The 26,226-nt window shown below is 71.3% G+C and carries 23 protein-coding genes and 4 pseudogenes; 14 read left to right on the top strand and 13 right to left on the bottom strand.

Annotation, left to right across the window (positions count from 1 at the left end):
• On the bottom strand, positions 1-199 hold a 199-nt coding region (locus ACZ5DC_RS26505), incomplete at its 3' end, for a nitronate monooxygenase (protein ID WP_468656687.1).
• Between the two features lie 667 nt (positions 200-866).
• Here ACZ5DC_RS26505 and ACZ5DC_RS26500 point away from each other — a divergent pair.
• Positions 867-3,128: a BTAD domain-containing putative transcriptional regulator gene (locus ACZ5DC_RS26500; RefSeq protein ID WP_468656685.1), complete on the top strand. Its 2,262-nt coding sequence runs from the start codon at positions 867-869 to the stop codon at positions 3,126-3,128.
• Between the two features lie 361 nt (positions 3,129-3,489).
• On the top strand, positions 3,490-4,188 hold the full coding sequence (locus ACZ5DC_RS26495; RefSeq protein ID WP_468656683.1) for a YbaB/EbfC family nucleoid-associated protein: 699 nt from the start codon (positions 3,490-3,492) through the stop codon (positions 4,186-4,188).
• Between the two features lie 212 nt (positions 4,189-4,400).
• On the opposite strand, the gene ACZ5DC_RS26490 is transcribed toward ACZ5DC_RS26495, so the two are convergent.
• Positions 4,401-4,568: a hypothetical protein gene (locus tag ACZ5DC_RS26490; protein ID WP_468656681.1), complete on the bottom strand. Its 168-nt coding sequence runs from the start codon at positions 4,566-4,568 to the stop codon at positions 4,401-4,403.
• Between the two features lie 356 nt (positions 4,569-4,924).
• Here ACZ5DC_RS26490 and ACZ5DC_RS26485 point away from each other — a divergent pair, with 356 nt between their 5' ends.
• The 4 genes and pseudogenes from ACZ5DC_RS26485 (at position 4,925) to ACZ5DC_RS26470 (ending at position 7,678) form a co-directional block, all read left to right on the top strand.
• Positions 4,925-5,413 (top strand): hypothetical protein, encoded by a 489-nt coding sequence (locus tag ACZ5DC_RS26485; RefSeq protein WP_468656679.1) that lies wholly within the window; start codon positions 4,925-4,927, stop codon positions 5,411-5,413.
• 31 nt (positions 5,414-5,444) lie between these two features.
• Positions 5,445-5,870, top strand: a pseudogene (locus ACZ5DC_RS26480) (undecaprenyl-diphosphate phosphatase); the annotation flags it as partial.
• Between the two features lie 42 nt (positions 5,871-5,912).
• A complete protein-coding gene (locus tag ACZ5DC_RS26475; protein ID WP_468656677.1) occupies positions 5,913-6,485 on the top strand; it encodes a Chromate resistance protein ChrB in 573 nt (190 codons plus the stop codon).
• Positions 6,486-6,511: 26 nt separating this feature from the next.
• Entirely contained in the window at positions 6,512-7,678 is a 1,167-nt protein-coding gene (locus ACZ5DC_RS26470; protein ID WP_468656723.1) for an MFS transporter, read from the top strand.
• A 33-nt stretch (positions 7,679-7,711) separates the two neighbouring features.
• On the opposite strand, the gene ACZ5DC_RS26465 is transcribed toward ACZ5DC_RS26470, so the two are convergent.
• The 3 genes from ACZ5DC_RS26465 to ACZ5DC_RS26455 all read right to left on the bottom strand — a co-directional run bounded on the left by ACZ5DC_RS26465 (position 7,712) and on the right by ACZ5DC_RS26455 (position 10,256).
• Positions 7,712-8,062 (bottom strand): DedA family protein, encoded by a 351-nt coding sequence (locus ACZ5DC_RS26465; protein WP_468656675.1) that lies wholly within the window; start codon positions 8,060-8,062, stop codon positions 7,712-7,714.
• A 152-nt stretch (positions 8,063-8,214) separates the two neighbouring features.
• Positions 8,215-9,588 (bottom strand): sensor histidine kinase, encoded by a 1,374-nt coding sequence (locus ACZ5DC_RS26460; RefSeq protein WP_468656673.1) that lies wholly within the window; start codon positions 9,586-9,588, stop codon positions 8,215-8,217.
• Positions 9,585-10,256: a response regulator transcription factor gene (locus tag ACZ5DC_RS26455; protein WP_468656671.1), complete on the bottom strand. Its 672-nt coding sequence runs from the start codon at positions 10,254-10,256 to the stop codon at positions 9,585-9,587. Before ACZ5DC_RS26455 ends, ACZ5DC_RS26460 begins: the two co-directional genes overlap by 4 nt.
• 157 nt (positions 10,257-10,413) lie before the next feature.
• Here ACZ5DC_RS26455 and ACZ5DC_RS26450 point away from each other — a divergent pair, with 157 nt between their 5' ends.
• Genes ACZ5DC_RS26450 through ACZ5DC_RS26440 form a run of 3 tightly spaced genes read left to right on the top strand, consistent with a single transcriptional unit; the run spans position 10,414 to position 12,739 of the window.
• Positions 10,414-11,067, top strand: coding sequence for a DUF4956 domain-containing protein (locus ACZ5DC_RS26450; protein WP_468656669.1), 654 nt, complete (start codon positions 10,414-10,416; stop codon positions 11,065-11,067).
• On the top strand, positions 11,064-11,882 hold the full coding sequence (locus ACZ5DC_RS26445) for a polyphosphate polymerase domain-containing protein (RefSeq protein WP_468656667.1): 819 nt from the start codon (positions 11,064-11,066) through the stop codon (positions 11,880-11,882). The genes ACZ5DC_RS26450 and ACZ5DC_RS26445 overlap by 4 nt, the downstream gene beginning before the upstream one ends.
• Entirely contained in the window at positions 11,879-12,739 is an 861-nt protein-coding gene (locus ACZ5DC_RS26440) for a phosphatase PAP2 family protein (RefSeq protein ID WP_468656665.1), read from the top strand. Before ACZ5DC_RS26445 ends, ACZ5DC_RS26440 begins: the two co-directional genes overlap by 4 nt.
• Before the next feature lie 100 nt (positions 12,740-12,839).
• On the opposite strand, the gene ACZ5DC_RS26435 is transcribed toward ACZ5DC_RS26440, so the two are convergent.
• The 4 genes and pseudogenes from ACZ5DC_RS26435 to ACZ5DC_RS26420 form a co-directional block, all read right to left on the bottom strand.
• Positions 12,840-13,031, bottom strand: coding sequence for a hypothetical protein (locus tag ACZ5DC_RS26435; RefSeq protein WP_468656663.1), 192 nt, complete (start codon positions 13,029-13,031; stop codon positions 12,840-12,842).
• Between the two features lie 130 nt (positions 13,032-13,161).
• A pseudogene (locus ACZ5DC_RS26430) lies at positions 13,162-13,302 on the bottom strand (IS481 family transposase); the annotation flags it as partial.
• 110 nt (positions 13,303-13,412) lie between these two features.
• Complete coding sequence (locus tag ACZ5DC_RS26425; protein ID WP_468656721.1) at positions 13,413-13,871, bottom strand: PPOX class F420-dependent oxidoreductase; 459 nt, start codon at positions 13,869-13,871, stop codon at positions 13,413-13,415.
• Positions 13,872-14,151: 280 nt separating this feature from the next.
• Positions 14,152-16,923, bottom strand: a complete 2,772-nt coding sequence (locus ACZ5DC_RS26420; RefSeq protein WP_468656661.1) for an AAA family ATPase — start codon at positions 16,921-16,923, stop codon at positions 14,152-14,154.
• Positions 16,924-17,287: 364 nt separating this feature from the next.
• Here ACZ5DC_RS26420 and ACZ5DC_RS26415 point away from each other — a divergent pair.
• Positions 17,288-17,455, top strand: a pseudogene (locus tag ACZ5DC_RS26415) (helix-turn-helix domain-containing protein); the annotation flags it as partial.
• A 178-nt stretch (positions 17,456-17,633) separates the two neighbouring features.
• On the opposite strand, the gene ACZ5DC_RS26410 reads toward ACZ5DC_RS26415, so the two are convergent.
• The 3 genes from ACZ5DC_RS26410 to ACZ5DC_RS26400 all read right to left on the bottom strand — a co-directional run bounded on the left by ACZ5DC_RS26410 (position 17,634) and on the right by ACZ5DC_RS26400 (position 19,632).
• Positions 17,634-18,107: a hypothetical protein gene (locus ACZ5DC_RS26410; RefSeq protein ID WP_468656659.1), complete on the bottom strand. Its 474-nt coding sequence runs from the start codon at positions 18,105-18,107 to the stop codon at positions 17,634-17,636.
• A 266-nt stretch (positions 18,108-18,373) separates the two neighbouring features.
• The gene (locus ACZ5DC_RS26405; protein WP_468656657.1) at positions 18,374-18,949 is read right to left on the bottom strand and encodes a hypothetical protein; all 576 of its coding nucleotides are present in this window, start codon (positions 18,947-18,949) and stop codon (positions 18,374-18,376) included.
• 464 nt (positions 18,950-19,413) lie between these two features.
• The gene (locus ACZ5DC_RS26400; RefSeq protein ID WP_468656655.1) at positions 19,414-19,632 is read right to left on the bottom strand and encodes a hypothetical protein; all 219 of its coding nucleotides are present in this window, start codon (positions 19,630-19,632) and stop codon (positions 19,414-19,416) included.
• Between the two features lie 128 nt (positions 19,633-19,760).
• Here ACZ5DC_RS26400 and ACZ5DC_RS26395 point away from each other — a divergent pair, with 128 nt between their 5' ends.
• The 4 genes and pseudogenes from ACZ5DC_RS26395 to ACZ5DC_RS26380 form a co-directional block, all read left to right on the top strand.
• Positions 19,761-20,399 carry an HD domain-containing protein gene (locus tag ACZ5DC_RS26395; RefSeq protein ID WP_468656653.1) on the top strand — a complete coding sequence of 213 codons (639 nt, stop codon included), beginning with the start codon at positions 19,761-19,763 and terminating at the stop codon, positions 20,397-20,399.
• Between the two features lie 99 nt (positions 20,400-20,498).
• Complete coding sequence (locus tag ACZ5DC_RS26390; protein ID WP_468656651.1) at positions 20,499-21,572, top strand: GlxA family transcriptional regulator; 1,074 nt, start codon at positions 20,499-20,501, stop codon at positions 21,570-21,572.
• Between the two features lie 592 nt (positions 21,573-22,164).
• The gene (locus ACZ5DC_RS26385; RefSeq protein WP_468656649.1) at positions 22,165-23,418 is read left to right on the top strand and encodes a S1 family peptidase; all 1,254 of its coding nucleotides are present in this window, start codon (positions 22,165-22,167) and stop codon (positions 23,416-23,418) included.
• A gap of 173 nt (positions 23,419-23,591) precedes the next feature.
• A pseudogene (locus tag ACZ5DC_RS26380) lies at positions 23,592-23,887 on the top strand (hydrolase); the annotation flags it as partial.
• A gap of 23 nt (positions 23,888-23,910) precedes the next feature.
• On the opposite strand, the gene ACZ5DC_RS26375 reads toward ACZ5DC_RS26380, so the two are convergent.
• A complete protein-coding gene (locus tag ACZ5DC_RS26375; RefSeq protein ID WP_468656719.1) occupies positions 23,911-25,725 on the bottom strand; it encodes an arabinofuranosidase catalytic domain-containing protein in 1,815 nt (604 codons plus the stop codon).
• Positions 25,726-26,226: the final 501 nt, after the last annotated feature.

The raw sequence follows: 26,226 nt of genomic DNA, 5'->3' as shown, positions 1-26,226 counted from the left end.
CGCCGAAGGGGACGTCCTCGGCCCGGACGGCGTCGATCTGCTCCGCGAGCGCCTGCGCGGTCCTGTAGCCGGCCGCGAGGAAACCCATTGCGCCCACACGGGCCGCCGCCGTCACCACCGCGGGGGTACCGGACCCGCCCGCCATCGGGGCGGCGAGGACCGGCAGCGAGACCCCCAGGCCGTCCAGCAGTCGGTTCATCTCGGCTTCCTCTCCTCCGGCCGGACGCGGCCACCCCCACCCCGACCCACGTCACCGCAGACGCCCGGAGGAGCAAGCGGACACGCCGGTCACATCGCCGTCATGCACCGCGGGCATCGCCGCGTCGGCGGGCTGCGGCTCGGTATGGCGGGTGCACCGACCCGCATCTATTTGACAGGTCAAAGATATGTGTTTTTACTTGACCACTCAAACCCGAACAATCCTCTACTTTCCTTTCCGGCCCACCATGCGAGCAGTACGTGACGTATGACATCGGTTCCGACGAAACTGCGCTCCTGGAACCGCACTCGTTCATGACGGGTCGCCCGGGAACCCGGTGTCGGACGACCGCGACGGTCGTGAGGCGGCTGCGGTCCGCGGCGGGGACGCGGGCCGCCCCCCGGATGACCCATGCGGCGCCGGCCTCCGGGATGGAACGTCGTGCCTTGCCCAGGTCGCTTTCGCGGGGAGCGCCTTGCATCCATCGGTGGAATACTCACGGGCCTTCGGAAACGCAAGCCCGGCACCGTTTGATGTCACATACACATCGACCGCTCGGTCCTTTCAAGTGACGAGCGGCGGGTGTACCGCCCAGCCGCGTCTTTGCACTCCCAGATAACGAGCCACCCCCCGAGACCGTATCCGCCCCTCACCCAGGAGGTGTTCCATGGACTGGCGCGAACGGGCGCTTTGCCGAGGCGAGGACCCTGATCTCTTCTTTCCGATAGGCAACGTCAAGAGCGGCCGGGTGGCGATACAGACGGATGAGGCGAAGGCCGTCTGCGGCGGGGAGGCCGGACGGGAGACGGACGCGGTAGTGCGCTACGAGATCCTCGGCCCCGTGCGCGCGGTGCGCGGGACCGACGAACTCGACCTGGGCCCTCCCAAGAGGCTGGCCCTCTTCGCCCTGCTCGTGCTGCGCGCGCCCGGCCCCCTGACACTGAGCGAGGCGATCGACGTCCTGTGGGACGACGAGCCGCCGGCCAGCGCGGCCAATGTGGTGCACCGGCACATCGGTGCCCTGCGGAGAACGCTGGAACCCCGGCTGCGCAGCCGGTCCGACGCCAGGCACCTCGTGCGCGCCGCCGACGGTTACCGGTTGCTGGTCGACGCCTCGAACTCCGATCTCCTGCACTTCCGTGACCTCTGCACGCAGGCGCGGCTCGCGGCCAGGGCCGGCGACCCCGCGCGGGCCGCCCACCGCTTCGTCGAGGCCCTGCGGCTCTGGCGCGCGCCCGTCGTCGCGGACGGCAGCCTCGTGTGCCGGCATCCGGTGTTCACGGCGGTCGGGCACGAGTTCGTCACGGCGGTCAAGGAGGCGTCCGACGTCGTCCTGACCGCGGCGCCCGCGCTGACGGAGGACCTGCTCACCGCACTGCGCCAGGCGTTGGACGGCCATCCCTTCGACGAAGCCGTGCACGCCCGGGTGATCGCCGCCCTGGCCGCCACCGGGCGGCAGGCCGAGGCCCTGCGGCAGTTCGACCGCATCCGCCGCCGTCTGGCCGACGAACTGGGCGTCGACCCCGGCCCCGCACTGCGGGCCGCCCAGCAGCACCTGTTGCAACGCAGGGTCACCGCGCCGGTGAACGGGCCGGCGGACCCCGTCCCGGCCGCGCCGGTGCCGTCCCAACTACCCCCGGACTGCTCGTCCTTCGTCGGCCGGCGCGCGTCGCTCGACCGGCTCCTTGAACTGCTCCCCCTGGAGGGGGAGAGCCCGGCCCAGGCCATCACCGCCGCGATCTGCGGCATGGCGGGAGTGGGCAAGACAACCCTGGCCGTCCACGTCGCCCACCTGGCGGCGGCACGCTGTCCCAGCGGACAGGTCTACGTGGATCTCCGGGGCCACCACGCCTCGCAAGCGCCTCTCGACCCCGGCGACGCCATGCGCACGGTGCTCGAAGCGCTGGGCGCCGAGACGGTTCCCGCCCAGCCGGGCACCGCCGCGCTGGGCTCCGCGTACCGCAGGGCCCTGGCCGGGCGCCGTCTGCTCCTCGTCCTGGACGACGCCCGCGACAGCGAACAGGTCCGCCCCCTGCTGCCCACCACACCCGGGTGTCTGACGATCGTCACCAGCCGTCGGCGGTTGGAGGGGCTGGCCGTGACGGACAACGCCCGGATCGTCACGCTCGACCCCATGACCCGGCGGGAAAGCCTCGAACTGCTCGAACGCCGCCTGGGCGCGGACCGGCTCAGGGGCGAGCGTGCCGCGGCCGAGGAGATCGTGGAGGTGTGCGGCGGACTGCCGCTGACGCTGGCCGTCGCCGGCACCCGGGCGCTGCTGCAACCGGCGTTCTCCCTCGCCTCGCTCGCCGCGCAGCTGCAGGACGGCCGGAGCAGCCTCACGGCCCTGTCCACGGGGGATGTCCGCACCGATGTCAGGAGTGCCTTCACGGCCTCCTACGAAGCGCTGAGCCCCAGCGCCGCGTCACTGTTCAGACTGCTCAGTCTGCACCCGGCGCGCGACATCACCGCACCGGCCGCCGCCAGCCTGGCCGGCACCGACGTGCGGGACACGCAGGCGGACATCGCCGAGCTCACGGACCACCACCTGCTCGCCGAGCTCGTACCGGGCCGGTACACGTGTCACGGACTGCTGCGCTGTTTCGCCGCGGAACTCAGCTCCCGGCGCGATCCGGCCACCGTGCGCTCCGCGGCACGCGCCAGGATGGTCGAGCACTATCTGTACAGCGCCGACGCCGCCACCGCGCTGCTCGCCCCGCACCGCAGGGCCCTGATCCTGCCGCCCCCGCGCCCCGGGGTACGGCCGCAGCAGTTCCACGGGCAGGCGGAAGCCGCGGAGTGGATCATCGCCGAGAGACATCTGCTGCCGTCCCTCGTCGAGGACATGGGTCTCCTCCCCGGTGGCGAGACGTTCCGCCGGCAACTCTGCTCGACGCTGCGGACGTTCGCACACCGCGTCGACCGCTGACCGGAAGACGGCTCCGCGGCCACGCCTCAGGGCGCCTCGAGCCGTACGGGGCCGCGTCGTTCTGCCGTGCTCTGTCGTTCCGCGCGCTCCGTCGTCCTGCGTTTGAAGGACCGGATCCGGTCTCACACATGTGCGCTGCGCTCAGACGGGCGTGTCGGACAATGCAGACGGGCATATCGGACAGCTGCTGTGCTGGTGCCGCCGTGCTGCCGCTGCGAAGTGCGAACACCTGACGGCCGGATCGTGACGGTCGTGTGGAGACGGTGGTCCGGCGGCGTGAACCATGACTGCCGACACCCTCGTGTGTCTCTAGTAGCACGCCGACGCCGAGTCGCTGCACCAACACAGGAGGAGCGGAAGGGTGGACACATCTCCGGGAGACAGCGTGGAAGAGGTCCTTGCCGACTTCGCCCGGCGGTACGACGCCGTGGCCCGGGCCGAGGAGGAGTTGCGGACGCTGTCGGTGACGGCGTCGTCCGCGGACGGCGTGGTGGAGGCCACCGTGTGCGCCGACGGGCGGACGTCGGCAGTCCGCTTTCCCACGAACCGGTTCAAGGAGATGTCCGGCCAGGAGCTGGCCGGCAGCGTCCTGGCGGCCCTGACGACAGCCCGGGCGGAGGTGGCCCTCCGTGGCGCCGCGATCGCCCTTTCACCGGCGGCCCAGGTGACGGGATGCGCCTCGCCGGACACATATGACAATCCGTTCCCCAGTGGCCCGGGAACACACACTCCGCCTCACACGTGCTGGGGTCGGGTGGTGCGGGAGGCCCGGACGGTGTCCGGCCGTCTTGGCGCTGTCGCCGATCGGGCCGGCGCGCCAGGCCGCGGTGCGGCGCCGGAACAGCCGCTCCCCCGGGGGCCGCTCTGGGGAAAGCTGCTGCCCGGCGTTCCGCCGCCCGCCCGGCCGGCCTCCCTGCCCGCGGAGCTGTCCGAAGCGGTACTGGCCCTGGGGCAGGCCGTATGCGAGTCCCCCGGAGGGTGGTGCGCACCTGACCAGCGGGGACGGCCAGACACGGCGGGACCGTCGCTGGGCGACCGCGCCACGCCGGACACCGCCTGATCATGGCCAGCTGCTCGGTCTCCGGCCCGCAGCAGGAGACCGCGCTCACAGCCGCCGGACCACCCTGCGTGAGCGTTTTATCGGTATCCCAGTCGACAGACAGCGGAGTCTCGCTCAGCCGATCGCGTGGGTGGGCAGCGCCCCGACGACTGGTGAGCGCATGTCGACGCACCGGGTGCGGTCGACATGCGCCGTGGCCCGTGTGGTGGTTCTCAGAACCTTGTGACGGTCGGAGCCTGCTGGAATCCCGCGGCATTCTCATGGTGGCGCGCAAGCACCGTGTTGCCGCCGGCGACTTCGATGGCGAGGACCTTCTTTCCCGTGTGGTCGATCACGCGTGTCTCGTAGGACGGCACCGGCTCCAGGCTGTCCCGGATCATGCCGACTACCTGGACATCCCGTTTGCACTCCAGGTGCTTTCCCTCTCCGTTCGCCAGGAGGAGGTCCAGTTCAGGGCCGGGCAAGCTCCCAGACGACTGAGGCGTCGCGGGCGCGCCCGTACGTGGGAGCAGGCCCTGGTGGTCCTGGCGGCCTACCTCGATCAGGCCGGCCTACCGCAGCCCATGAACCGGTGCTGCGTAACCTGCGGCATACCGCGGCCAATCGCATGGCCAGCGACCCCAGCCTCACGCTCGCTCAGGTCCCGGTTCGGCCGCAGTCAGTCGGCATCAGTCGTAGCGGCGTACGGCGGGCGTCACTGCCAGGCGCCGACGGTGCGCGGTAGAAGGTGGAGGTCGTGGGCGGCCTCGGCGGTCGCGAGCGTGGCGGCGGCCAGAATGGCTGCGGTTGCCGCGGTGAGGGCGGGGTGGCGTCCGAGGGGCGGCGCCAGGAGCGCGGCGACCCGGCGGGGTACGGGGCCGGCGGAGGCGAGCGGGCCGCGGCGGCCGAGGATGCCGAGGGCTGCGCCCGCGACACGTGCGGGGGCCGGGGCGCGGTGGGCCGCGAGGGCAGCCTTGCCGGCGGTGCGGGCGACCCGTGTGCGGTCGCCGGCGGCGGTGGCCGCGTTCCCGTCGGCCCAGCGTTCGATGGTGTAGGTGACGGCGGTCGCCAGGGGGCGCAGGAGGGGATTGGCGGCGGCGCCGAGTTGGGCGAGGGCGACGAAGGCCTAGTGGTGGGCGCTCAGGTGGGCGCGCTCGTGGGCGAGCAGGATCTTCTGTTCAGCGCCGTCCAAGGTGTGCAGCATGCCGGTGGAATGACGCGTCCGGGCAGGCCGGGCAGGGCGTAGGCGCCGGGGGCTTCGTCCTCCATCACCACGTGCCGCCGACCAGAGGGGCCGGCACAAGCGCGGCGAGGACGACACCACCTTCAAGGACGCCATGCTGGTGGGCTGCTCCCAGATCCTCGCCCTGCTCTTCCCCGGCTTCTCCCGCTCCGGTGCCACCATGTCCGCCGCGCTCATCCTCGACCTCGACCGCGTGGCCGCTACCCGGCTGTCGTTCTTCCTCGGCATCCCCGCCCTGACCGGTGCCGGCCTGCACGAGCTCGAGGACGCCGTGGGAGCCGGGGTCGGCATCGCCCCGCTCGCCGTGGGCACGGCCGTCTCCTTCGTGGTCGCCTACGCCTCCATCGCCTGGCTGCTGAAGTGCGTCGTCCGGCACTCCTTCAACGCGTTCGTCGTCTACCGGATCGTCGTCGGAGTGGGCCTGCTGGGACTCCTGGCCACCGGGGTACTCAACGCCTGACCATCCACCGACACAACAGCGGATGTAACACTTGCTACATTCATGATTGTGCCGAACACTGAACCGGGCAGCCGCTGGCTCGTCCTCGTGATCAAACTCCCCGCGGAGCCGTCGCGGCATCGCGTCGCGGTCTGGCGGGAATTGCGCAAGGCCGGCGCGCTCTCCCTGGGTCAGGGGATCTGGGCCGTCCCGGACGTGCCCCTCTTCGCCGACGGCATCACCCGGGCGATCACACTGACCGAACAGGCCGGCGGGCAGGCCGTGACCCTGAACGCCGCCGGACGCAGCGAGCAGGACGCCTCCCGCTTCCAGGCCCTGTTCACCGCGGCCCGCTCCGAGGACTGGCAGGAGTTTCTCGCCGACTGCGGCAAGTTCGAGCAGGAGCTGGCCAAGGAGATCCGTATCGCCAAGTTCACCCTGGCCGAGCTGGAGGAAGAGGAGCAGTCGCTGGAGCGGCTGCGGCGCTGGCACCGCGACCTGACCGCGCGGGACGTGTTCGGCGCACCGGAGGCGGCCGAGGCCGGACGGCGGCTCAAGGAATGCGCGGCGGCCTGCGAGGACTACGCCGAGCGGGTCTTCGCCGCCCTCCACCAGACTTCGGAGGCGCAGCGGTGACCGCGCAGCCGGCCCCGGCGCGGCAGATGTGGCCGCTGTATGCGGCCGGGTTCACCACCGCCTTCGGCGCGCACGGCATCGCCGCCAGCCTCGGCGGCGACACCGAGGGCGCGGTCACCTCCCTGCTCGTCCTAGGCGGGCTGCTCGCTCTGTACGACGGCGCCGAGGTGCTCCTCAAACCCGTCTTCGGCACCCTCGCCGACCGCGTCGGCGCCCGCCCGGTCCTGCTCGGCGGCCTTGTGACCTTCGCCGCGGCATCGGCGCTGTACGTGATCGCGGACAGCCCGGGCTGGCTGTGGGCCGCCCGCCTCGGCCAGGGCGCCGCGGCCTCCGCGTTCTCCCCCTCCGCCTCCGCCCTGGTCGCCCGCCTCAACCCGGCCGCCAAGCACGGCCGCGCTTTCGGCAGCTACGGCTTCTACAAGTCCATCGGCTACACGCTGGGCCCGCTGCTCGGCGGCCTGGTGGTGTGGGCCGGGGGCCTGCGGCTGCTGTTCGCCGTCCTCGCGGTGCTCGGCGCTGCGGTCGCCGTGTGGGCTGCGCGCGCTGTTCCCGTCGTACCTCCGCTGCCCAAGGCCCGGCAGACGGTCCTGGACCTGGCCCGGCGGCTGGCCGACCCGGCCTTCCTCGCCCCGACCGCCACCCTCGCGGCGGCGACCGCGGCCTTGTCGGTCGGGGTCGGATTCCTCCCGGTCTCGGGCCGCGTTGCCGGGCTGGGCCCGGTCGCCACCGGTGCAGCGGTGTCCGTGCTCGCCGCATGCGCAGCCGTGGTCCAGCCGCGGGCCGGGCGCGCGCTGGACGCCGGGCGCCTGACCACCGGTTCGGGCCTTGCCACGGGTCTGCTGGTCACCGCCGCCGGTCTGGCCTGCGCGATGCTGCCGGGCCTGACCGGCATCCTCGCCGGCGCCGCCCTGATCGGCGTCGGTACGGGGCTGATCACGCCGCTCGGTTTCGCGGCACTGGCCTCCTCGACACCCCGGGAGCGCCTGGGTCAGACCATGGGCGCAGCCGAACTCGGCCGGGAACTCGGCGACGCGGGCGGCCCCCTCCTCGTCGCCGCATTCGCCTCGCTGGCGACGCTCACGTATGGCTTCGGGGTGCTCGCAGCTGTGATCGGGGTGGGAGCCGTGGTCGCGTTCGTGCACCGTCGCCCGGCGTCGGAGCTGCCCCCGGCGGAACAAGGAAGCGCGAACTGACGGATGTCCTGCGTCAGTTCTGGGCGTGGCGCCTCAGCAGGCGCCGGCCGATGAACGCGGCGGCGAGGATGCCCAGGGCGATGAGCGCGTAGAGCTGGTAGCGGTGACCTCGTCGTAGATGGCCGTGATGTGAGTGCCGGCCTGGTAGGCCGGAGCCGTCCACGGGCCGACCCAGAGCGCGGCACCGAGGGCGTTGAAGGCCAGGAAGCGGCGCCAGGGCATGCCGCTGGTGCCCGCGAATGATGCCGTTGACCTGGCGATGAAGCGGGCGACGGTGACGATCTTGCCGCCGTTGCGGGTGAAGAACTCCTCCGCCGCGTGGAAGCGTTCGGGGGTCAGGAACCACGTAGCGGCCCCAGCGGTGGACGAAGGCGCTTCCGCCACTGCGGCCGGTCAGATAGCCGACGTTGTCCTCGGCGACGGCCCAGTAGCCGTGGTGGCCGAGCAGCGGGGCCAGGTGGGCCAGCGGGCCTGGGAGGGGCGGGGCCATGTGCCCGCGGTACGTCGCCGGAGCGCGGGCCGGATCGGCGCGCTGTTCAGCAGGGCAGGTCGAGGGTGATGGCGGTGCCGTGCCCGGTGTTGGCGGCGTGTGCGGTGCCGCCGTGGGCGGTGGCCACCGCCTGCACGAAGGCGAGTCCGAGACCGGATCCCTCGCCGGTGCGGCTCGCTTCGGCGCGGGCGAACCGGTCGAAGGCCCGGGGCAGGAACTCCGCCGGGAAGCCGCTCCCCTCGTCCGTGACGCACAGCCGCAGCCTGCCCCCGTGGACAGCGGCCGTGAGGCGGATGGTCCCGTGGCCATGGCGAAGGGCGTTGTCGACCAGGTTGCCGATGGCCGGCCCCAGCCACCGGGCGTCGACGTCGATGGTCACATCGGCCGCCTCGACGCTCAGGTCGCGGCCGGCCCGTTCGGCGCTGCGCCGGTGCGCGGCGAGCGCGGTGTCGACGAGGTCGGCCAGGCGGACGGGCGCCCGGGTGAGGTGATCGGTGCTGCCGAGTTCCTCCAGGTCCAGCAGCGCGTTGGACAGGTCGATCAGACGCTGCACCTCGGTGTCCATGGAACGCAGGGTGTCGGTGAGTTCGCCGGCGGAGCGGGGGCGATGCAGGGCGACGTCGAGTTCGGCGCGGATCAGGGTGAGCGGGGTGCGCAGTTCGTGACTGGCGTCCGCGACGAACCGGCGCTCGCGTTCGGCGGACGCCTCCAGGCGGTCGAGCATGTGGTTGAGGGTGTGGCCGAGGCGGGTGATCTCGTCGTCCCGGTCGCCGGGCACGTCCAGACGCAGATGCTGCGTGCCGTCGGCCAGCATGGCGGCCCCACTGCGGTACCGCTCGACCGGGCGCAGAGCGGCACGGGCGGTGCGATAGCCGACGTAGGAGGCGGCGATCAGGGTGAGGCCGGAAGCGAGGGCGAGCTGGGCGAGGAGTTCGCGCAGCGCCTCGTCGCGGTGGCCGCGCCGCACCGCGGCGATCACAATCCGGGGCCGTCCGTCGGCGCTGACCCGCTTCGCCTGCAGACGCAACGTATCCGCGGTGATCGGCAGCAGGGAGCCCACGTCACGCCGGACGGTGGCGCCACGCGTGACGGCACGAAGCTCAGCGGACGTGAGCAGCGGCTGCCGGCGCAGGGCATCGCTGGAGCGCAGGATGCCGCCGTGCGCGTCCAGGACCTGCTGGAGGCTGCCGCTGGGGCCGGGAGGGAGCTGCGCTTCGGCGCGCACGGCTTGGTCGAGACTGTGTTGGTAGGTGGTCAGGTCGTTGTTCAGCTGCTGGTCCAGGGCCGTCTTGACCCGCCAGTAGACGAGCCCCGCCGCGCCGGTCAGGACCAGCGACATGGTGATGGCGACGGCCAGCACGAGGCGCGTGACGACGGGCAGCCGCCACAACCAGGCCCGCGGCCGGCCGGTCGCCGTCACGGGGTGGTTTCCAGACGGTAGCCGCGCCCGCGCAGCGTGGTGATCGTCGTACGGTCGAAGGCCCGGTCGACCTTGGCACGCACCTTGGAGACGTGGACGTCGATGGCGTTGCTGCGCAGGTCGGTCTCGCCGTCCCAGACCTCATCGAGCAACTGCAGGCGGGTGACCACGCGCCCGGCGTTCTCCATGAGCACCCGCAGGACGTCGAACTCCCGCCGGGACAGGTCGAGTTCGGCATCCGCCCGCCAGGCCCGCTGTTGCTCAGGGTCGAGGACGAGGTCGCCGACCTGGAGGCGGCCGGCGGTGTCGGGACGTCGCCGGGAGATCGCGCGCAGCCGAGCCAGCAGCTCTTCCATGGCGAACGGCTTGACCATGTAGTCGTCGGCGCCCGCGTCAAGGCCGGCCACGCGTTCGTCGATCGCGCCGCGCGCGGTGAGCAGGATCACCGGGACGTCGATGCCCTCGCCGCGCAGCGTCCGGCACACCTGAAGGCCGTCCACGCCGGGCAGCATCACGTCCAGGAGCACGGCGTCCAGGCGGGGATCGCGTGCGGCGGCGAGACCGGTGGGCCCGTCGTAGCGGCCCTCGGCGGTGTGGCCGGACTCCGTGAGGTAGTGGACGACCAGGTCCGTGAGGCGTCGTTCGTCGTCGACGACCAGGTAGTGCATGCCGGCCAGGCTATCCGCTCGCGCCGACGCCCGGATGACGGGCACCGGGGAGCCTTCATGGTCTGTTCATGCGGCATCTCTAGCGTCGTTCATGTCGCGGTGCTCCGCGGACCGCGACCGGTCCGCCGTCCGACGCGCCGGGACGGAAGGGACAGACATGCACACGTTGGTGCTCGCCGCCAAGGGCATCACCGACCACATAGCGCCCACCGAGCTGATGACCCGCGGCGGTCTCGACGTCATCGGGCTGCTGGTCCTGGTCGGCTGGCTCTACCGCCGCCGCCCCAGCGCACCGGCGATGCCCCTGGTGCTGGCCGCGCTGAACATCGGCCTGTTCGCCGCGATGAGCACGATCAGCTCCGGAAAGTTCCCGGCCGGGGTCGGCTTCGGCCTGTTCGGCATCCTCTCCCTGGTCCGGCTGCGCAGCGCGGCCTTCACCCTACGCGACGTCGCCTACACCTTCGTGACCTTGGTCATCGCCCTGTGCACAGGGCTGCCGCACCGGCAGATCTGGCTGGTCGTCGTCCTGGACGCCGTGGTGCTGCTGGCTGTGCTGCTCGTCGATGACCCGAAGTCCTACGAGCCGCCGACCCGCACCGTCAAGCTCACCCTCGACCGCATCTACCCGGAGCCCGCGCTCATCGCCCACGACGTGGCGCTCCGCTTCGGCCAGGCACCCCTGTCCGTGGTCGTGGACGAGGTCGACTACGTCCGCGAGACCACCCGGGTCTCCGCCCGCTACCCCGCCGAGCCCGGCGAGCCGACGGCCGCCCCGGACGCCGAACCGCGCGAGCCGGTGACAGTGTCATGACCTCAGCGTTCTCGTTCGCAGCAGGACTGGGCCTGACGGCCCTGCGAGGTGCGACGCTGGCCGAGGTCGACGCCGCCGCGGCCCTGCAGCACCGTACCGACCGCAAGTACCTGATCCCGCTCGACCGCGCCCGCGACCTGGTCGCCCGGCTCGCCGACAGCCACCACGTCCTCGACCTGTCCGGACGTCGTACGACCGGCTACCTCAGCATGTATTTCGACACCGAGCAGCTCGGTGCCTGGCGCGCTCACGTCCAGGGCCGGCGCCACCGCTGGAAGGTCCGCACCCGCCTGTACGTGGAGGACGGGCTGTGCCGGGTGGAGGTGAAGACCAAGGACGGCCGCGGCGCCACGGTCAAGCACGCCCTCAGGGTCCCGGCCACCGCGTACGGCGCACTCGATGCGCAGGCCGCCGAGTTCGTCGACGACGTGTTGGAGGGGTCCGGCATTCCCGTCACGGCCAGGGAGCTGGCCCCCGCCGCAGAGATCCGCTACGTGCGCGCCACCCTCGCCGACTTGGACCACGGCACCCGCGTCACCCTCGACGGCGCCCTCACCTGCCACCAGGGCGACCGCACCGCCGCGCTCGATCCCGGCCACGTGCTCGTCGAGACCAAGGGCGGCACCCAACTCGCTACCGGCGACCGGCTGCTGCTCAGCCTCGGCGCCCGACCCGTCTCCCTCAGCAAATACATCGTCGGCCAGTCCCTGCTCACTCCCGGTCTGCCCGACAACGACGTACGCCGCCTCGCCCGCACCCACTTCACCGCCGAGGCGCGTACGCAGCCGTTCTACGAAAGGATCCCCGCCGCATGAACGCCCTGCGCGGCATCAAATGGCCGTACGCCTTGATCGCGCTGCTTGCCGTCGCGGCCGTCTCCGTCGGCCTGCTGCGACCACAGCTTGTCTCGGCCGACACCTCCAGCTCCGCGAAGAAGAAGCCCGGAGCGACGGGACTGATCAAGCGTAACCCCCCGCCCGCGCTCTTCACCGACGCCCAGATCGCCACGATCGGCAACGCAGCCTCGGCCCAGCGCAAGAAGGCGGACACTCTCTTCGCGCAGTGGAAGAAGGCGCACGGCACCACCCGCGACGACAAGGCGTTCGCCGCCTGGGCGGCGCAGCAGATCCCGGCACCGCCATCGGCCAAGGAGCGCACCGCGGAACTCCGCCAAGTCCAGTCACTCGCCAAGACCCGCACGGCGGCAGGCAAGAAGGCAGCGACCTGGCTGGAGCTCTACGGCAAGAAGGACATCTGGAAGCTCTACCTCCACGACCAGCGCGCACTGATCCCCGCCGCGCAGGGCACCGCCGAGAAGGCCGGGCTCAAGGCAGCTCTGAAGCTGGCCAAGACCATCAGCGACCAACTGGCGGCCAAGGACAAGCAGCCGGCCCCCTTCGTCCTGGACCCGAGCCTGCGCCCCGACAAGCACATCAAACCCGGGGCGAAGGGCCCGTACTCCTACCCCTCCCGACACGCGGCCCGTTCTGCCGCCGCCGTCACCTTCCTCTCCGCCCTCTCCCCGCACCGGGCCGAGGACTACGAGTGGATGCGGGCCGAGGTCCTCTACTCCCGCCTCTACATGGCCGGCCACCTGCCCAGCGACCTGACCGCCGGAACCCTGCTCGGCGACCTGATCGGCGACTACGAACTCGCCATCAGCGGACACTGACCGCTGATGACCGCAGCAGCCAGGGCACAGGTCCTGGCCCAGGCGTGAACAGAGCCGCCTCAGCCCGCGGCGGCCGTGTCACAGGCCGAAAGCGCCGCCCTCAACGAGGATGAGCAGCCCGATGGTGAACAGCTACGAGGGGCAGCAGGACGTGGCCCCAGCGGGCGAGGGCCTTGGCGATGACGGGGCGCGTGGCGAAGGACCCGGCGAAGCACCACACCGCCACGAGCACGAAAAAGATCACGGAGTAGCCGGTCATCCCGCCGATGCCGGCGGTGGCGAAGACGGGCACGTAGACGCCGATGTTGTCGCCGCCGTTGGCGAAGGTGACCGCGGCGGCCTCCAGCGGGCCGGGGCCACCCGCCCCGGCCGGTGCGGCCTCGTCGTCTTCGCCGTCGTCACCAGGCCGGACGTCTGGAACGGCGGCCTGCCCAGCGGGCGGCGGTGGTGTGGCTGACCTGGAAGCGTTCCGCGGCCCGCCGCAGCGGCCAGCCGTCGCCCACGACACACCGGGCCAGACGCAGCCTCCCGGTCGGGGTCAGCGGGGCGTCACGGTGGGACACGAGGGCCTCCTGGACGTCGGTGCAGACTTCACCATCCACACCGAACCCAGAAGGCCCTCACCTGTTCAAGCACCCAGCACGCGTGTCACCAACCTCTTGGCCGAATACACCTAGCCGCTGATGTCGAGCGCTGTTCCGTACAGCCGGTCCACCTTCAACCGGATGACCACTCGGCGCTCGGCGACCAACTGTTCCAGAAACGCATCTTCATTCTCCGGCTTCGCGGCCTGAGGAATCATCCCGAGCAGCTCCCGGCCAACCGCATCGCCAGGAACCGTCGTGATCTCGGAGACCTCGGCCTCGCCTTCGGCAACGGCGAACGACCACACGTCACCGCCCTGCACATGCAGCGCCGCACGCGGGTCGCGCCGCAGGTGCCCGACCTTGATGCGGTCGGCCGTCGTCGAGAACCGCACAATGCGGGCCTCGGAGTCCCAGCTGTACAGCATGGTGGTCAGGTGGGGGTGGCCACTGCGCTTGACGGTGGCGAGCGTGCCGAACTGTTGCTTGCCAAGCAGGTTGGAGAGGGCTTCGTCGGACAGTGAGCGAGGCGCTGGTCCTTGAGTCATGACGTGGTCAACATCCATGGCCACCCCACAATTTCGTGGACGCCGTGCCCCCCAAACCTTCACAACACGCCCCAGATGCGCCGGTGGCCAGGGCGCGAGCAGCAGTGGGTGCAGGGTGGCTGACCTGAAGCACGGTGCCGAGGCTCTCACTGCGACGTCCGCACCGGACCCCGGTCTCAGGCGTCGCTGCCCAGCGAGTCGAGGGCGGGGCTGCCGCTCACCACGGCGAGGGGGAGCCGGCCGTACTCGAGCGGACGGTGTGCCCCGCACATTCCGTTGTCTACCGGTCGAGAGCGGTAAGGGCATCGCGCAGGGCCGTCCGGGAGGTGATGTTCAGTTTGGGGTAGATCTGGTAGAGGTGTGTGCCGATCGTCCGGTGCGACAGGAAGAGGCGCTCCGCGATCTGTTTGTTGGTCAGCCCGCTCGCTGCCAGTGTGGCGATCTCGAACTCCTGGGCCGTCAGGGTTCCTCTGCCTCCCGTGTCGGCCGGGACCGCGACGCCGCTCGCGCGCAGTTCGGACTTGGCGCGCGCCAGCCAGGGCGCTGCCCCCAGCTTCTCGAACGCCCTGCTCGCCAGGGTCAGTTGCTCGCGCGCCTCCTTGGTCGCGCGTCGGCGCCGGAGGCGTTCGCCGTACAGCAGACGTACCCGCGCGACGTCGAAGGGCCAGTCCTCGGGGTCGGCGAGGGACAGGGCCTGCTGGAACAGCTCCTGGGCATCGTCGCTGGCCGACGTCAGCGCCTCGCACGCCAGCACGAACATGTGCAGGCGCGGAGAGAGCCGCGCCATCGCGGACTCCCGCAGGGCCGTCGTGTGGGTGGCGGCCTCGGCGGCCCGTCCTGACCTGAGCGCGGCCTCCACCAGGTCCAGGGCCCCGGCCATGGCATGGGGCAGATACGGGGCGAGGGGCGTGAGCGGGCTGACGGCGGTGGCCTGCCGGAAGGCGGTCTCGAAGTCCCCGTTGCCGACCGCGGCCAGGCTCCTCGCGTGGAAGGCCAGCGCGCGGGCGCCATGGGCTCCGCGAGGGACGGCCCAGGCGATGATCTCCTCGCAGAGTGCCTCGCAGGCTTCCACGTCACCGCGTGCCCCGGCCACCAGCGCCTGCACGAACTGGAACTTGCAGGAGAAGAACGGGTAGCCGTACTCCTTGCACAGCGCGAGCCCTTCGCCAGTCAGGCGCATGGCCTCGTCCCAGCGGCCCTTGTAATAGTCGTCCAGGCCGAGGTGGATCAGGGCGGAGAGGTGTCTGCGGACGGGTGCGGCGCCCGCGCGGGCCTGCTCGACCAGGCGGAGGGACACCTCCCGTACGTCCGCCAGCCGGTCCGGGTAGACGGCGCAGGTGCTGACCCGTACGACGTGTGTCGCGTCGCCCAGGTCGGCGAGCTGCTCGTCGAGGACGTCCAGTCCTCGGTAGCCGGTGCGGGCCGGATCGGCGAAGGTCTGGGCGCACGCCCACAGCAGATCGGGCGGGGCGGGCGTCATCCGGTCCAGGGCCCGGAACAGCGGCGCCCACTTCTCCGGGTCACCGCTGTACCAGCACAGCGTGATCAGGGTGAACAGCGCTTCGACCAGGGCCTCGTCGGCGGCGTCGTAGCCGTGTCCGCCGGCCTCGATCGCACCGACCAGCAGCCGGTGGGCGGTGTTGACGTCCCCGTCCTGGTTGATGAGCAGCAAGGCGGAGGCCGCCGCGGCGTGCAGGGAGCCCTCCCGGACGGCCGGGTCGGCGCGGCGGGCGCCGACCAGCAGACGGGAGGCGTCCGCCAGGTCGCCGCCCGCGTCGGTGCCGATGTAGGCGGCCTCCGCCAGCCGTCGGCTCTCGTCGGCCGGTGAGACGCTGAGCCCCGCGGCACGGGTGAGGGCCGCCACCGCGCCCAGCGCGTCGCCTCGCCCCAGGCGCAGGCGGGCCGCCTGCTCCAGCAGTTCGGCGACGGTCTCGTCCCGCCCCGTCGTCGCTTCGCCGAGGTGGCCGGCCCTGCGTTCGGGCTGGTCGACGAGGACCGCGGCGAGTGCCTGGTGGGCCCTGCGGCGGTCGGCGGCACTGGCCTGGGCCACCACCGCGGATCCGATCAGGGGGTGCCGGAACGACATCCTCCGGGAGCTGGCAGAGACCGCCACCAGCCGATCGCGTTCCGCGGGCTCCAGGAGGTCGGCGGCCTCGCGGCCCCCGGCCGCGGCCTCTATGACCGCGAGCTCACCGGTGCCTTCGAGCGCCGCGATCAGCAGCAGTTCACGGGTGGGGCCGGGCAGATCGGCCACCCGCGAGGTGAACAGGCTCTGGAGGCGTTCGCTCAGCGGCAGGACCGAAGGCACCGCCGCCGGCGCCGTGCGCTGTTCGCGGTCGAGGGCGGTGGGCAGTTCCACCAGTGCGAGCGGATTGCCGCGTGCCTCCGCGGCGATGCGCCGCCGTATCTCGTGAGAGAGGCCCGGGTGCTCCTGGGCGAGGAGCGCGGCCGATGCCGCGGCGTCGAGCGGCTGGAGGTGGTGCTCGGTCAGCCCGCTCGCCTCGAAGAAGCTGTCGGAGGTGACGCGCGAGGCCGCGAGGAAGCTGACGCGGCTGCCGACGAGACGCCGCGCGATGAAACCGAGGACGAAGGTGGTCGGCCGGTCCAGCCAGGGCAGGTCGTCGACGACGATCAGGAGCGGGGTGTCGCGGGCGACCCTGCGCAGCAACAGCAGGGCGGCAGTGGCGGTGAGCAGCCGCTCGGGGGGCGGACCGCTGCCGATGCCCACGGCGACCTTGAGGGCGTCCCGGTGGCCCCTGTCCAGCAGATCGAACGATTCGAACAAAGGGACGAACAGCTGGTTGAGACCCGCGTAGCTGATGTCCGTCTCGAACTGCACCCCGCTCACCCGCAGGACGCGCACGCCGTCGGCTGCTGCCTGCGCCGCCACGGCGTCGAGGATCGCGGTCTTCCCGATGCCCGCCTCCCCTGACAGCAACAGGGCCGCACCGTGGGTTGAACCGCTGAAGTGGGAGCGTACGAACTCCAGGTCCTCGTCCCGCCCGATCAACCGCCCGGACGCAGGACGCGACAATTGGCCGAGGTCGTTCATCGAGCTACTGTCCCCCAGAGCCGCGGTACTGAAAGCCGGGTGCCGAAGGCCGTTGTCCCTCTGTCAGCGCTCGCATCCGCACCGCATGTCATTGCCCGAGCGCAAAGGGTGTCCACCTCTCGACGTCACACACGCCAGGATACTGCGCACGCGCCGGTGGATCAGGGCGGGCCCCGGTGCCGTCGCAGAAGCAGCCTCCGTCGCATGCGCGTAAGGGGGTCCCCACGTTCGCGGGGCGGCGGACGACATATGAGGTGTGCTGTCCGGGGACGTTGGTGACACGCGTGCTGGGTGCTTGAACAGGTGAGGGCCTTCTGGGTTCGGTGTGGATTGCGAAGTCTGCACCGACGTCCAGGAGGCCCTCGTGTCCCACCGTGACGCCCCGCTGACCCCGACCGGGAGGCTGCGTCTGGCCCGGTGTGTCGTGGACGACGGCTGGCCGCTGCGGCGGGCCGCGGAACGCTTCCAGGTCAGCCACGCCACCGCCGCCCGCTGGGCAGGCCGCTACCGGCAGCTGGGCGAGGCAGGCATGCACGCGGACCATGCCGTAGGTGACGGGAGCTTGCTCGGCGACCAGCTCGCCGTGGAGGCGGGTGAACGCTGGTAGATCCCGAAAAGGACATGTGAGCGGCACGTTCCTACTGGCCGACCGGCGACGAGCAGCCCAACACCACCTCCCGAGATCGAGTTCGCGCGGAACTGGTGGGACGTCAGCGCCGCTGAGAGCCTTGCAGCACGCGTGCGCCTGCTCTGCTGCCCGCCGGGGCGGGGCGGAACCTGTGACTGAAGTCCAGGGCGATGTCCAGGGCGAGGAAGTTCTGTCCGCTGTCCGTGCGAGCGCGCAGCAGGATGCGGAGCTCGGCCACCGGAACCGCTTCGGGGAGCTGGAGGTTCCATGTCTGCTGCCACGGTCCGGCAGCCGGCCTGAGGTCGCCCGAGAGCCGTGCGCCCAGGCTGGCGAGCAGGTCGGGCAGTCTGTGGTTTGTCTCGAGCATCTTCACGGGCCCGTATTTCATGATCACGTTGCAGGTGACCCGGGTCAGGTCGACGGGCTCTTTGAGGTGGCCGTTCATCTCCCAGCAGGCCCGGTGCCCCAGCCAGGGCAGCGCCGGGGTCAGCCTGACGGCGAGGCCGTCCAGGACGTAGGTGTCGTCGCTCACGTCTTCCACCAGACGGATGCTCATCTCACTCCTCACCCGTTCGCGGGCCGGGAAAGCGCGCCCGGCAGACAGCCGCAGGCAGCGGACTGAGAACACACCGGCGGACACAAAACCGCAGGTGGGACGGCCAGGGAAGGCAATGGGCGGCCGTGCGGACACCGGCTGCCGCTCCCCCGGCATCCGAAACCGGCAGGGCCGCAGGGGGGGTGACCGCCACGCACATGGGTCAAAATGGGACCCCGGCCCGATTCCGGCGGGCCGGGGCTCCACAGTGAGCGGTCGGCCGCGGCCTAGTACTCGTCGTGGTGACGCTTGATGACCCGGAAGCTGGCCACCACACCGTCTTCGATGTCGATGCCCTCGGTGCAGCCCGGCTCCACGCCGTAGCTGGAGCTGTGCGGGCCGACGGTGGCGATGGGAGCACCGTTGTCGCAGACGGCCCCGCGGAAGACCTCGACGGACTTGCGGCTTTCGTTGCGGACGTTCAGGGTCTCCGCGCCCAGACCGCTGACCACCGTGATGCAGTCACCGGGACGCGCGGAGTAGGACCGCTCGTTGACCTGGATACGGCCCTCGTCCTCGCCCCGCCCCTCGTTGTCCTCGTCCCTGTCGTTGTTGCCACGGCCCTCGTTGCCACGGCCCTCGTTGCCCTTGCTGTTGCCGCCCTCGTTGCCCTTGCTGTTGCCGCCCTCGTTGCCCTTGCTGTTGCCGTTGCCGTTGCCATTGCCGCCGGTCACGGCGGCAACAGCGGCCGGGGCCTCCTGGGCCACCGAAGCGGAAGCGGCCGAGGCGTAGGTGATGCCGGTCGCGGCCAGAGCGGCGGCAGCCGACACAGCGGCGGTGACCACGGTCGAACGAAGCTTCATCTCACGATCTCCTGTCGCACAGAGAGACGCCGGCCCGTCAGCCGGCTCGTGAATGAAACTACCCACAACCGACACGACGGGCATATCGGAGATCAGGGATCCAGCTCCGAACAGGGTATTCTTCGGCCTTTCACCATCAGCTGACAGGACGTCACATTAACTGTGAAAAAAGCAGATTGACATATTATTAGGCTTTCCAGGTGACATCCTGACGTCTCCTCACCCCCGTAACCACGGCGCGTCGCTGCGGACCCCAGGAACCCAGCCGTGCTAGACGGGGCCACACCCGAGCCTGCCGACACACCCCACAACCCGGCACCAGACCACGGACCACCCCCGACACACCCCGCCCTCCGGCATCTCCGGGTTACGGCCAGCGCGGTGGAGGAGACGGGAAGCGAGGACGTTGCCCTGGCCGGCCGCGGCCATCGCGGTGTCGTCCACGACGACGTGCAGGGCGTCGCTCACCGTGCCGCCGCCCGGGCCAGGCGGCGGTCGAGGTCGCTGTCGAGGTCCTGCTCCTCGACCGCGGCGGGCGCGTAGCCGTTCCACTTCTCCAGCGCGGTCGGGGCCTGCTCGGCCCGCGCGGCCCGCTCGGCCGGGGTGAGCAGGGTCTCGGCGAGCCGGACCTCATGGCGGGCCCGACCACGGCGGCCCGGCTGCGGCCGGTCGGCCGGCGCCACCCGCCGACGCGTGTCCGGATCCGTGGGACACACGTCCGTTCGGACACTTCTCGTCACGGCATCGATCAGAGACCGTGGAGGTGAGTCGAAAGCGACAGAAATCTCGACCATTCCCTTTTGGAGGCACAGTGTCCGAAACGATCGCCGGGATCACGGTCCCGGACACCGCCCTGGTCCGCGAGGCCACCGAGCTGGTGCGCCAGTCCGCCGACGACACGCTGTTCCACCACTCCCGCCGCGTGTTCCTCTGGGGCATGCTCAAGAGCGCCGCCCGGAACATCGAGGTGGACCCCGAGCTCGCCTACGTCGGCGGCCTCTTCCACGACCTCGGGCTGACGGACGACTACCGCACGAAGGACCGCCGCTTCGAGCTCGACGGGGCCGAGGCGGCGTACGCCTTCCTGCGCGACCACGGCCGAAGCGAGGAGGAGGCGCGCAACGTCTGGTTGGCGATCGCGCTTCACACCACGCCGGAGGTTCCCCTCCACCTCGCTCCCGAGGTCTCCGTGGTGACGCTCGGCGTCGAGACCGACGTCCTGGGTCTGGAGCTGGAGCAGATCACCCCGGAGCAGCGTGCGGAGGTCACGGCCGCCCACCCGCGACCGGATTTCAAGAACCGCATCCTCCAGGCCTTCTACGACGGCATGGCCGACCGGCCCGACACCACCTTCGGCACCATGAACGACGACGTCCTCGCGCACTTCGACCCCGGCTTCCAGCGCAAGGACTTCGTGCGGATCATCCAGACGAACGCGTGGCCCGAGTGACCTGAGGCCCGGCCCGAGTGACCTGACGCCTTCGCCCGGCGGCCTCCGGCCGGGCGATGGATGTCCTGGTGTCGACCAAGGAAAAGAGCCGTCAACCGCATGGCGGTCCACCGTGTTGCCTTCCTCGTGTTCGACGGCGTGAAGATGCTCGACGTCTCGGGCCCCGCGGAGGTGTTCGCCGAGGCCAACACCCTCGGTGCCCGCTACTCGCTGTGTTATGCGTCGCCGTCCGGCACGCCGGTACGCACCTCGATCGGCACGCGTCTGCCCGTGGACTCGGCCGCAGCGGACCTCGACGTCGACACACTCGTCGTACCGGGCGGGGATCTCCTCGTCACCGAGCCGATCCCGGCCGATCTGACCGAGGCCGTGCGGCACCCGCGTGCTCGCGCCCGCAGGCTCGTGTCCATCTGCACCGGCTCGTTCGTCCTCGCCGCCGCGGGCCTGCTCTCGGGGCACCGCGCGACCACGCACTGGCGCCACGCCCAGCTGCTCGCACGCGCCTACCCAGATGTGCACGTCGAGCCCGATTCCCTCTTCGTCGAGGATCGTGGCATCTTCACCTCGGCCGGTGTCACCGCCGGTATCGACCTTGCGCTCTGCCTGGTCGAGCGTGACCACGGTGCGGATCTGGCCCGCGAGGTCGCGCGCGGTCTGGTGGTGTTCATGCAGCGCCCGGGAGGGCAGTCCCAGTTCTCCGCACCGCTCGAGGCGGGCGTGCCCCGCACGCCTGCGCTGAGAGCGGTCACCGACCTGGTCTCCGCGCAGCCCGCACTCGAACACAGTACGGACTCGCTGGCCGTCCTCGTCGGTGTCAGTCCCCGGCATCTGACCCGGCTGTTCAACGCCGAACTCGGCACGACACCGGCCAAGTTCGTCGAACGCGTACGGCTCGACCACGCGAAGGCGCTGCTGGACGCCGGTCACAGCGTGGCCACCAGCGCCCGAATGGCCGGATTCGGCAGCCCCGAGACGCTGCGGCGCACCTTCGTGGCCCGGCTCGGTGTCTCACCGGGCCACTATCGAGCCCGGTTCGCCACGACACACTCAGACTCCCGCCGAACTCGGACACCAGCCGCCGGCCGGAACGCCGGCCGGAACGGGACCGCCGGCACCCCGTCGGCTCCGACGCCGCGGGATGAGGTGCCACAGCCCGCCGAACGCGATGGCTGACCATCGCTCGGAAGCCCGCCCTGCCCCTGCCGGCGCCCGGAGCACAGGCCCACGAGCCTTCGCGGGCCCGCTGCAAGGAGCTCTGAGAGGGGTGATGACGACGGCGTGACGGCGCCCGCGCGCTCGGGGCAGGTGCGGCCGGCCGACGGACGCACGCCGGGGTGGGCCGAGTGGGGCCCGGCATCGGGTGTGCCGGTGCTGTTCGACGATGGTCCGGCAACCGGCCGATGGCTGGGGATGAGCGGCGAGGCCGTGAGGGTTCCGCGGGAGAGAGGAACACGGCACGCAGGGCGCGACGCGCGACGAATCAGTGCAGCGGGGCGTTCGGTGTGCGGGGCTCGGTGTGCGGGGCGTGTCGTGAGAGCGGGGTGCCGGGCCGCCCCGGGAAGAAGGTGAGGGGCGGCCCGGCGGGCCGGGGTCTCGGCCGCACGTGGAAGGAAACCAGGTCGGCCTCTGTAACTTCCCATTCCCCTCGCGCCTTGGCATGGACCTGACGGTCTCCGGCGGGCTAGGCTCTGCCTCGCCATACATGAGAGCGCTCTCAGCACCCGACTGTTCCACCCCACCTCTGGAACGACGAAGGGCAAGTCCCATGAGACGCACAAAACTTACGCATGTCGTCTTGACCGCGCTCCTGGTCCTCGGCGGCTCGGGAGCGGCGGGGGCGGTCCCCGCAGCGGCGAGCGGCGCCCACACCGCACCCGGCCCCATCGGCCAACCCGTCACCGCGACTGGACCCGGCGGATACACCGCGCCCTTCGGGGCCGGGTCCTCCGGAACCGGCGCGACGTCCCGAAAGCCCGCGTCCGACGGGGTCCTGACCGCCATGCAGCGGGATCTCGGCCTCACGCGACAACAGGCCGAGGCGCGGATCGCGGCCGAGCGGTCCGCCGCCGCCGTCGATCCGAAGGTGCGCCGGATGGCCGGTGACGCCTACGCGGGCTCCTGGTTCGACGCGACGAAGGGGCGCCTGACGGTGGCCCTCACCTCGGACGCCTCGCCGGGCACACGTCATGCCATCGAGGCGGCCGGGGCCGAGATCCGTACCGCCAAGCACACGGCCCGGCAGCTCGACACGGTCAAGACACGCATCGACCGGCTGTCCGCCCCCGCCGGGGTGAGCGGCTGGCACGTCGATCCGATGGCCGACACGGTCGTCGTCGACGTCGTGCGGAACGAGCGTTCGGACAACGATGTCCGGCGCTTCGTGTCCCGGGCCCGCGAGGCGGGTCCCGTCACCGTCCGGACCGTCTCCGCGGCCCCGAGCACCTTCGCCGCGGGAACCGTCGGCGGGGACCCGTACTACACGGGCAACGTCCGCTGCTCCATAGGGTTTTCGGTGTACGGCGGCTTCGTGACCGCCGGACACTGCGGCTCGCCGGGCGCTGGAGTCAGCGGCTGGGACGGCTCGTACATCGGCACGTTCCAGGGCTCCTCGTTCCCGGACAACGACTACGCCTGGGTGAGCGTGGGCAGTGGCTGGTGGACGGTTCCGGTGGTGTTGGGCTGGGGCACGGTGCCCGACCAGCTCGTGCGCGGCTCGGCCGTGGCGCCCGTCGGCTCCTCCGTCTGCCGGTCCGGATCGACGTCGCACTGGCACTGCGGGACCGTGCTGGCGTTGAACGAGACCGTCAACTACAGCCAGGGCGCGGTGCACCAGCTGACGAAGACGAGCGCCTGCGCCGAACCCGGCGACTCCGGGGGCTCCTTCATCACCGGAGACCAGGCACAGGGCGTCACCTCGGGCGGCTGGGGCAACTGCGCCGGCGGAGGCGAGACCTGGTTCCAGCCCGTCAACGAGATCCTCAACCGGTACGGCCTGACCCTGCACACCTACACCGGCTGACGCCGGTCCGATCCACAGCGCCCCCGGGCCACCGGGGGCGTCCCGCCCGCGGTGGCCCGCGGGTCCATGTCCGGCCGGTCGCGCCGGCCGGGGCCGGGGTCCGCACGGCGCAGGCGGATCTCGTCCTCGATCCGGGCCTCCTCCGGCACGACGGCCTCGACTTCGCGCCTCTGTCGAACCCCTACACCGTCTCCGGTGCCGGGAACTCGGGCACCGGCTGCGGCGTGCAGTGCTTCTGGGGCGACGGCCACTGCGGCGACCGCGCCGGGAACACCGCCACGTGCGCCTTCACCGGCACCCGGATCACCGTGCTGTCCCGCCGTGACACCGGCAACGGCTACGCGGCGGTCGGCATCGACGACGGCGCCGAGCAGCGTCTCGACTGCTACGGCGCGACCCGCACCGGCGAGACGCTCCAGTCCTCGGCCCGCGCCTGCCCTACGGGCAGCACACGTTGCGGGTGCGGGTGATTGCCCATGTTCTGACGTTGTGTCAGCTCAACGTGAACCTCTGTGCCACCGAGCCGTTGCAGTCCCAGATGCGCAGCCTGGTGCCGTTGGCTGTGGCGCCGTTCGGCGAGTCCAGGCAGCGGCCCGACTGGGGGTTGAACAGAGAACCGTCCGAGCGTTGCTGCCAGTTCTGGCCGCCGACCCCGTTGCAGTCCCACAGCTCGACCTCGGTGCCGTTGGCGGTGCCGTTGCCCTCGATGTCCAGGCAGCGGCCGAGCGAGCGCAACGAGCCGTTCGCGTTGTGGTACCAGTGCTGGTCGACGGCGTAGGACTGGCAGTCCCAGAGCTGAACGGCCGATCCGTTGCCGCCGCTGTCGTCGGCTGCCACGTCGAGGCACTTGCCGCCGGGTGAGGCGACCGGGGCGCCGCCGTTGACGGAGAACTTCTGCGCCGGCGAGCCGTTGCAGTCCCAGATCTGCAGCCTGGTGCCGTTGGCCGTCGCGCCGCTCGGCGAGTCCAGGCAGCGGCCGGACTGCGGGTTGCGCAGGGAGCCGTCGGCCTGCTGCACCCACTTCTGGCCGCCGACGCCGTTGCAGTCCCACAGCTCGACCTTGGCGCCGTTGGCGGTGCCGTTGCCCTCGATGTCCAGGCAGCGGCCGATGGTGCTCAGGGAGCCGTCGGCGTTGTGCTGCCAGTGCTGGTCCTCGGCCCAGGTCTGGCAGTCCCACAACTGTACGGCGGCGCCGTTGATGCCGGTGTCGTCGGCGGCGACGTCCACGCACTTGCCGCCGGGGCCGGTGACGGTGCCCTGCGGGCCGTTGGGCACGTCGGTCTGGCCCGCGTAGCCGACGGAGACGATGTTGGCCTGGACGGCGTTCTCGGCGGCGTCACTCGGATAGCCGGCGACCATGACGCCCTCGAAGAAGGTGCCCCGGTTCCAGTTGCTGTTGTCCCCGCCGGTGCCCAGGATGATGCCGCCCTCCTGGTGCATGGGCTTGTAGCCGCCTCGGGTGGGCAGCCCGCCGTCCCACCAGGTGGTCAGGGCGCCGGTCTGTGCATCGCCGCCCTTGAGGGCGTACTTGGTCTGCCCGTCGTTCTTCAGCACGGCGGTGACGAAGGGGCTGTCGTTGCCTCGGTTGGCGGTGTTGGAGCCGTTGTCGCCCTGGAACATGCCGTTCTCCAGGTCGGCCTCGACCCACGGTCCCGAGCCGGTGCACGGCGCGAAGTAGCAGGTGGTGGCGATGGAGACGGCGTCCATGTGACCGTTGCCGGTGTCGGCGGGGGTGCTTTCGGCGTTGCCGTAGTCGAAGCAGCAGTCGGCGCCTACATGGGTGCCGGAGGCCACCATGTAGGCGCCCTCGGGCCGGCCGTCGACGGCGACGCCGGAAGCCACGCCGGTGTAGCGGTAGCCGACGCCCGGCGAGATCCAGATGCCGTAGACCTTGTGGCCGCCCGCGGTCACCGCGATCTCACTGGCGTCGGCGCCGCGGTCGGCGCCCATACCGGCGGTCCCGGCCGGGCCGGGGGTGAGGTCGTTGTGGCGGGAGGTCTGGTCGTAGATTTTGGTCATGCGGCACGTGGTGTTCTGGCAGAACACGTCCTGCTGGGCGGCGTTGGCGTAGCCGCCGGGGGCCAGCAGTCCGATGTCGGCGCGGGCCCCATCGGAGGCACGTGTGACCTGGTAGAGGGGGCCGTTGTAGGAAGACAGCAGGGCACGTGTGGTGCTGTGCGCGGCGACGCAGGGGGTGCCGGCCGAGCCGTAGATGTCGCACGGCAGCGAGCCGGCCGCCTCGGAGACGGCGGGGAAGGCGAGCAGGGCGCCGAGGACGAGGCTGAGAGCGGCCACGGCGGACAGCATGTGCCGCAGGGGGCGGAGGACCAATGATCTCGCGAGGAGGCGCCGGATGCTTCGCGCGTCCGTGGTCAGTGCTCTGCGCATGGTGTGCTCCCGTCACTGTGGGGAGGGAATGGAGCCCAACCTGCCGATGCGGCGGCGGAGTTCACGCCGCTCGGCACCTTCGCCGGGAAGGTACGCGCACCGGTCGAGCGCGTCAATATTTGTTGCTTCACTTTCCTTGACCGCCGACAAGACTTCTGGATCTGTTGCCTTCTGTTGGCACAGGGCTCGATCCGGTCACTCTCCAGGGCCTTGACCCAGATCGTTCCGGGGCAGCCCGCAGCCCTCCGGGGCCCGGTGGGTACCGGGTCCTGGAGGGCGCTGTTCGCTCTCGCGGGGCAGGTGGCGGAGACGTGCCGGGGTACGGCGCCCTTCGTCAGCGGGCGGTGGCGCCCCCGCCGCCGCGCCGGCCGCGATGAGCTTGCGGTTGATGTCCCTGACCTGGTCCGGGTAGACCTTCAG

The sequence above is a fragment of the Streptomyces sp. NPDC031445 genome, assembly GCF_055581365.1.
This window is presented reverse-complemented; position numbering and strand designations above follow the sequence as displayed.

What these genes read in the sequence shown, in the direction of transcription:
- ACZ5DC_RS26500 (WP_468656685.1), top strand. Translation starts at nt 867, where the DNA reads ATGGACTGGCGCGAACGGGCGCTTTGCCGAGGCGAGGACCCTGATCTC.
- ACZ5DC_RS26490 (WP_468656681.1), bottom strand. Translation starts at nt 4,568, where the DNA reads ATGATCCGGGACAGCCTGGAGCCGGTGCCGTCCTACGAGACACGCGTG.
- ACZ5DC_RS26475 (WP_468656677.1), top strand. Translation starts at nt 5,913, where the DNA reads ATGATTGTGCCGAACACTGAACCGGGCAGCCGCTGGCTCGTCCTCGTG.
- ACZ5DC_RS26470 (WP_468656723.1), top strand. Translation starts at nt 6,512, where the DNA reads ATGTGGCCGCTGTATGCGGCCGGGTTCACCACCGCCTTCGGCGCGCAC.
- ACZ5DC_RS26455 (WP_468656671.1), bottom strand. Translation starts at nt 10,256, where the DNA reads ATGCACTACCTGGTCGTCGACGACGAACGACGCCTCACGGACCTGGTC.
- ACZ5DC_RS26450 (WP_468656669.1), top strand. Translation starts at nt 10,414, where the DNA reads ATGCACACGTTGGTGCTCGCCGCCAAGGGCATCACCGACCACATAGCG.
- ACZ5DC_RS26445 (WP_468656667.1), top strand. Translation starts at nt 11,064, where the DNA reads ATGACCTCAGCGTTCTCGTTCGCAGCAGGACTGGGCCTGACGGCCCTG.
- ACZ5DC_RS26440 (WP_468656665.1), top strand. Translation starts at nt 11,879, where the DNA reads ATGAACGCCCTGCGCGGCATCAAATGGCCGTACGCCTTGATCGCGCTG.
- ACZ5DC_RS26425 (WP_468656721.1), bottom strand. Translation starts at nt 13,871, where the DNA reads ATGACTCAAGGACCAGCGCCTCGCTCACTGTCCGACGAAGCCCTCTCC.
- ACZ5DC_RS26420 (WP_468656661.1), bottom strand. Translation starts at nt 16,923, where the DNA reads ATGAACGACCTCGGCCAATTGTCGCGTCCTGCGTCCGGGCGGTTGATC.
- ACZ5DC_RS26410 (WP_468656659.1), bottom strand. Translation starts at nt 18,107, where the DNA reads ATGAGCATCCGTCTGGTGGAAGACGTGAGCGACGACACCTACGTCCTG.
- ACZ5DC_RS26405 (WP_468656657.1), bottom strand. Translation starts at nt 18,949, where the DNA reads ATGAAGCTTCGTTCGACCGTGGTCACCGCCGCTGTGTCGGCTGCCGCC.
- ACZ5DC_RS26390 (WP_468656651.1), top strand. Translation starts at nt 20,499, where the DNA reads ATGGCGGTCCACCGTGTTGCCTTCCTCGTGTTCGACGGCGTGAAGATG.
- ACZ5DC_RS26385 (WP_468656649.1), top strand. Translation starts at nt 22,165, where the DNA reads ATGAGACGCACAAAACTTACGCATGTCGTCTTGACCGCGCTCCTGGTC.
- ACZ5DC_RS26375 (WP_468656719.1), bottom strand. Translation starts at nt 25,725, where the DNA reads ATGCTGTCCGCCGTGGCCGCTCTCAGCCTCGTCCTCGGCGCCCTGCTC.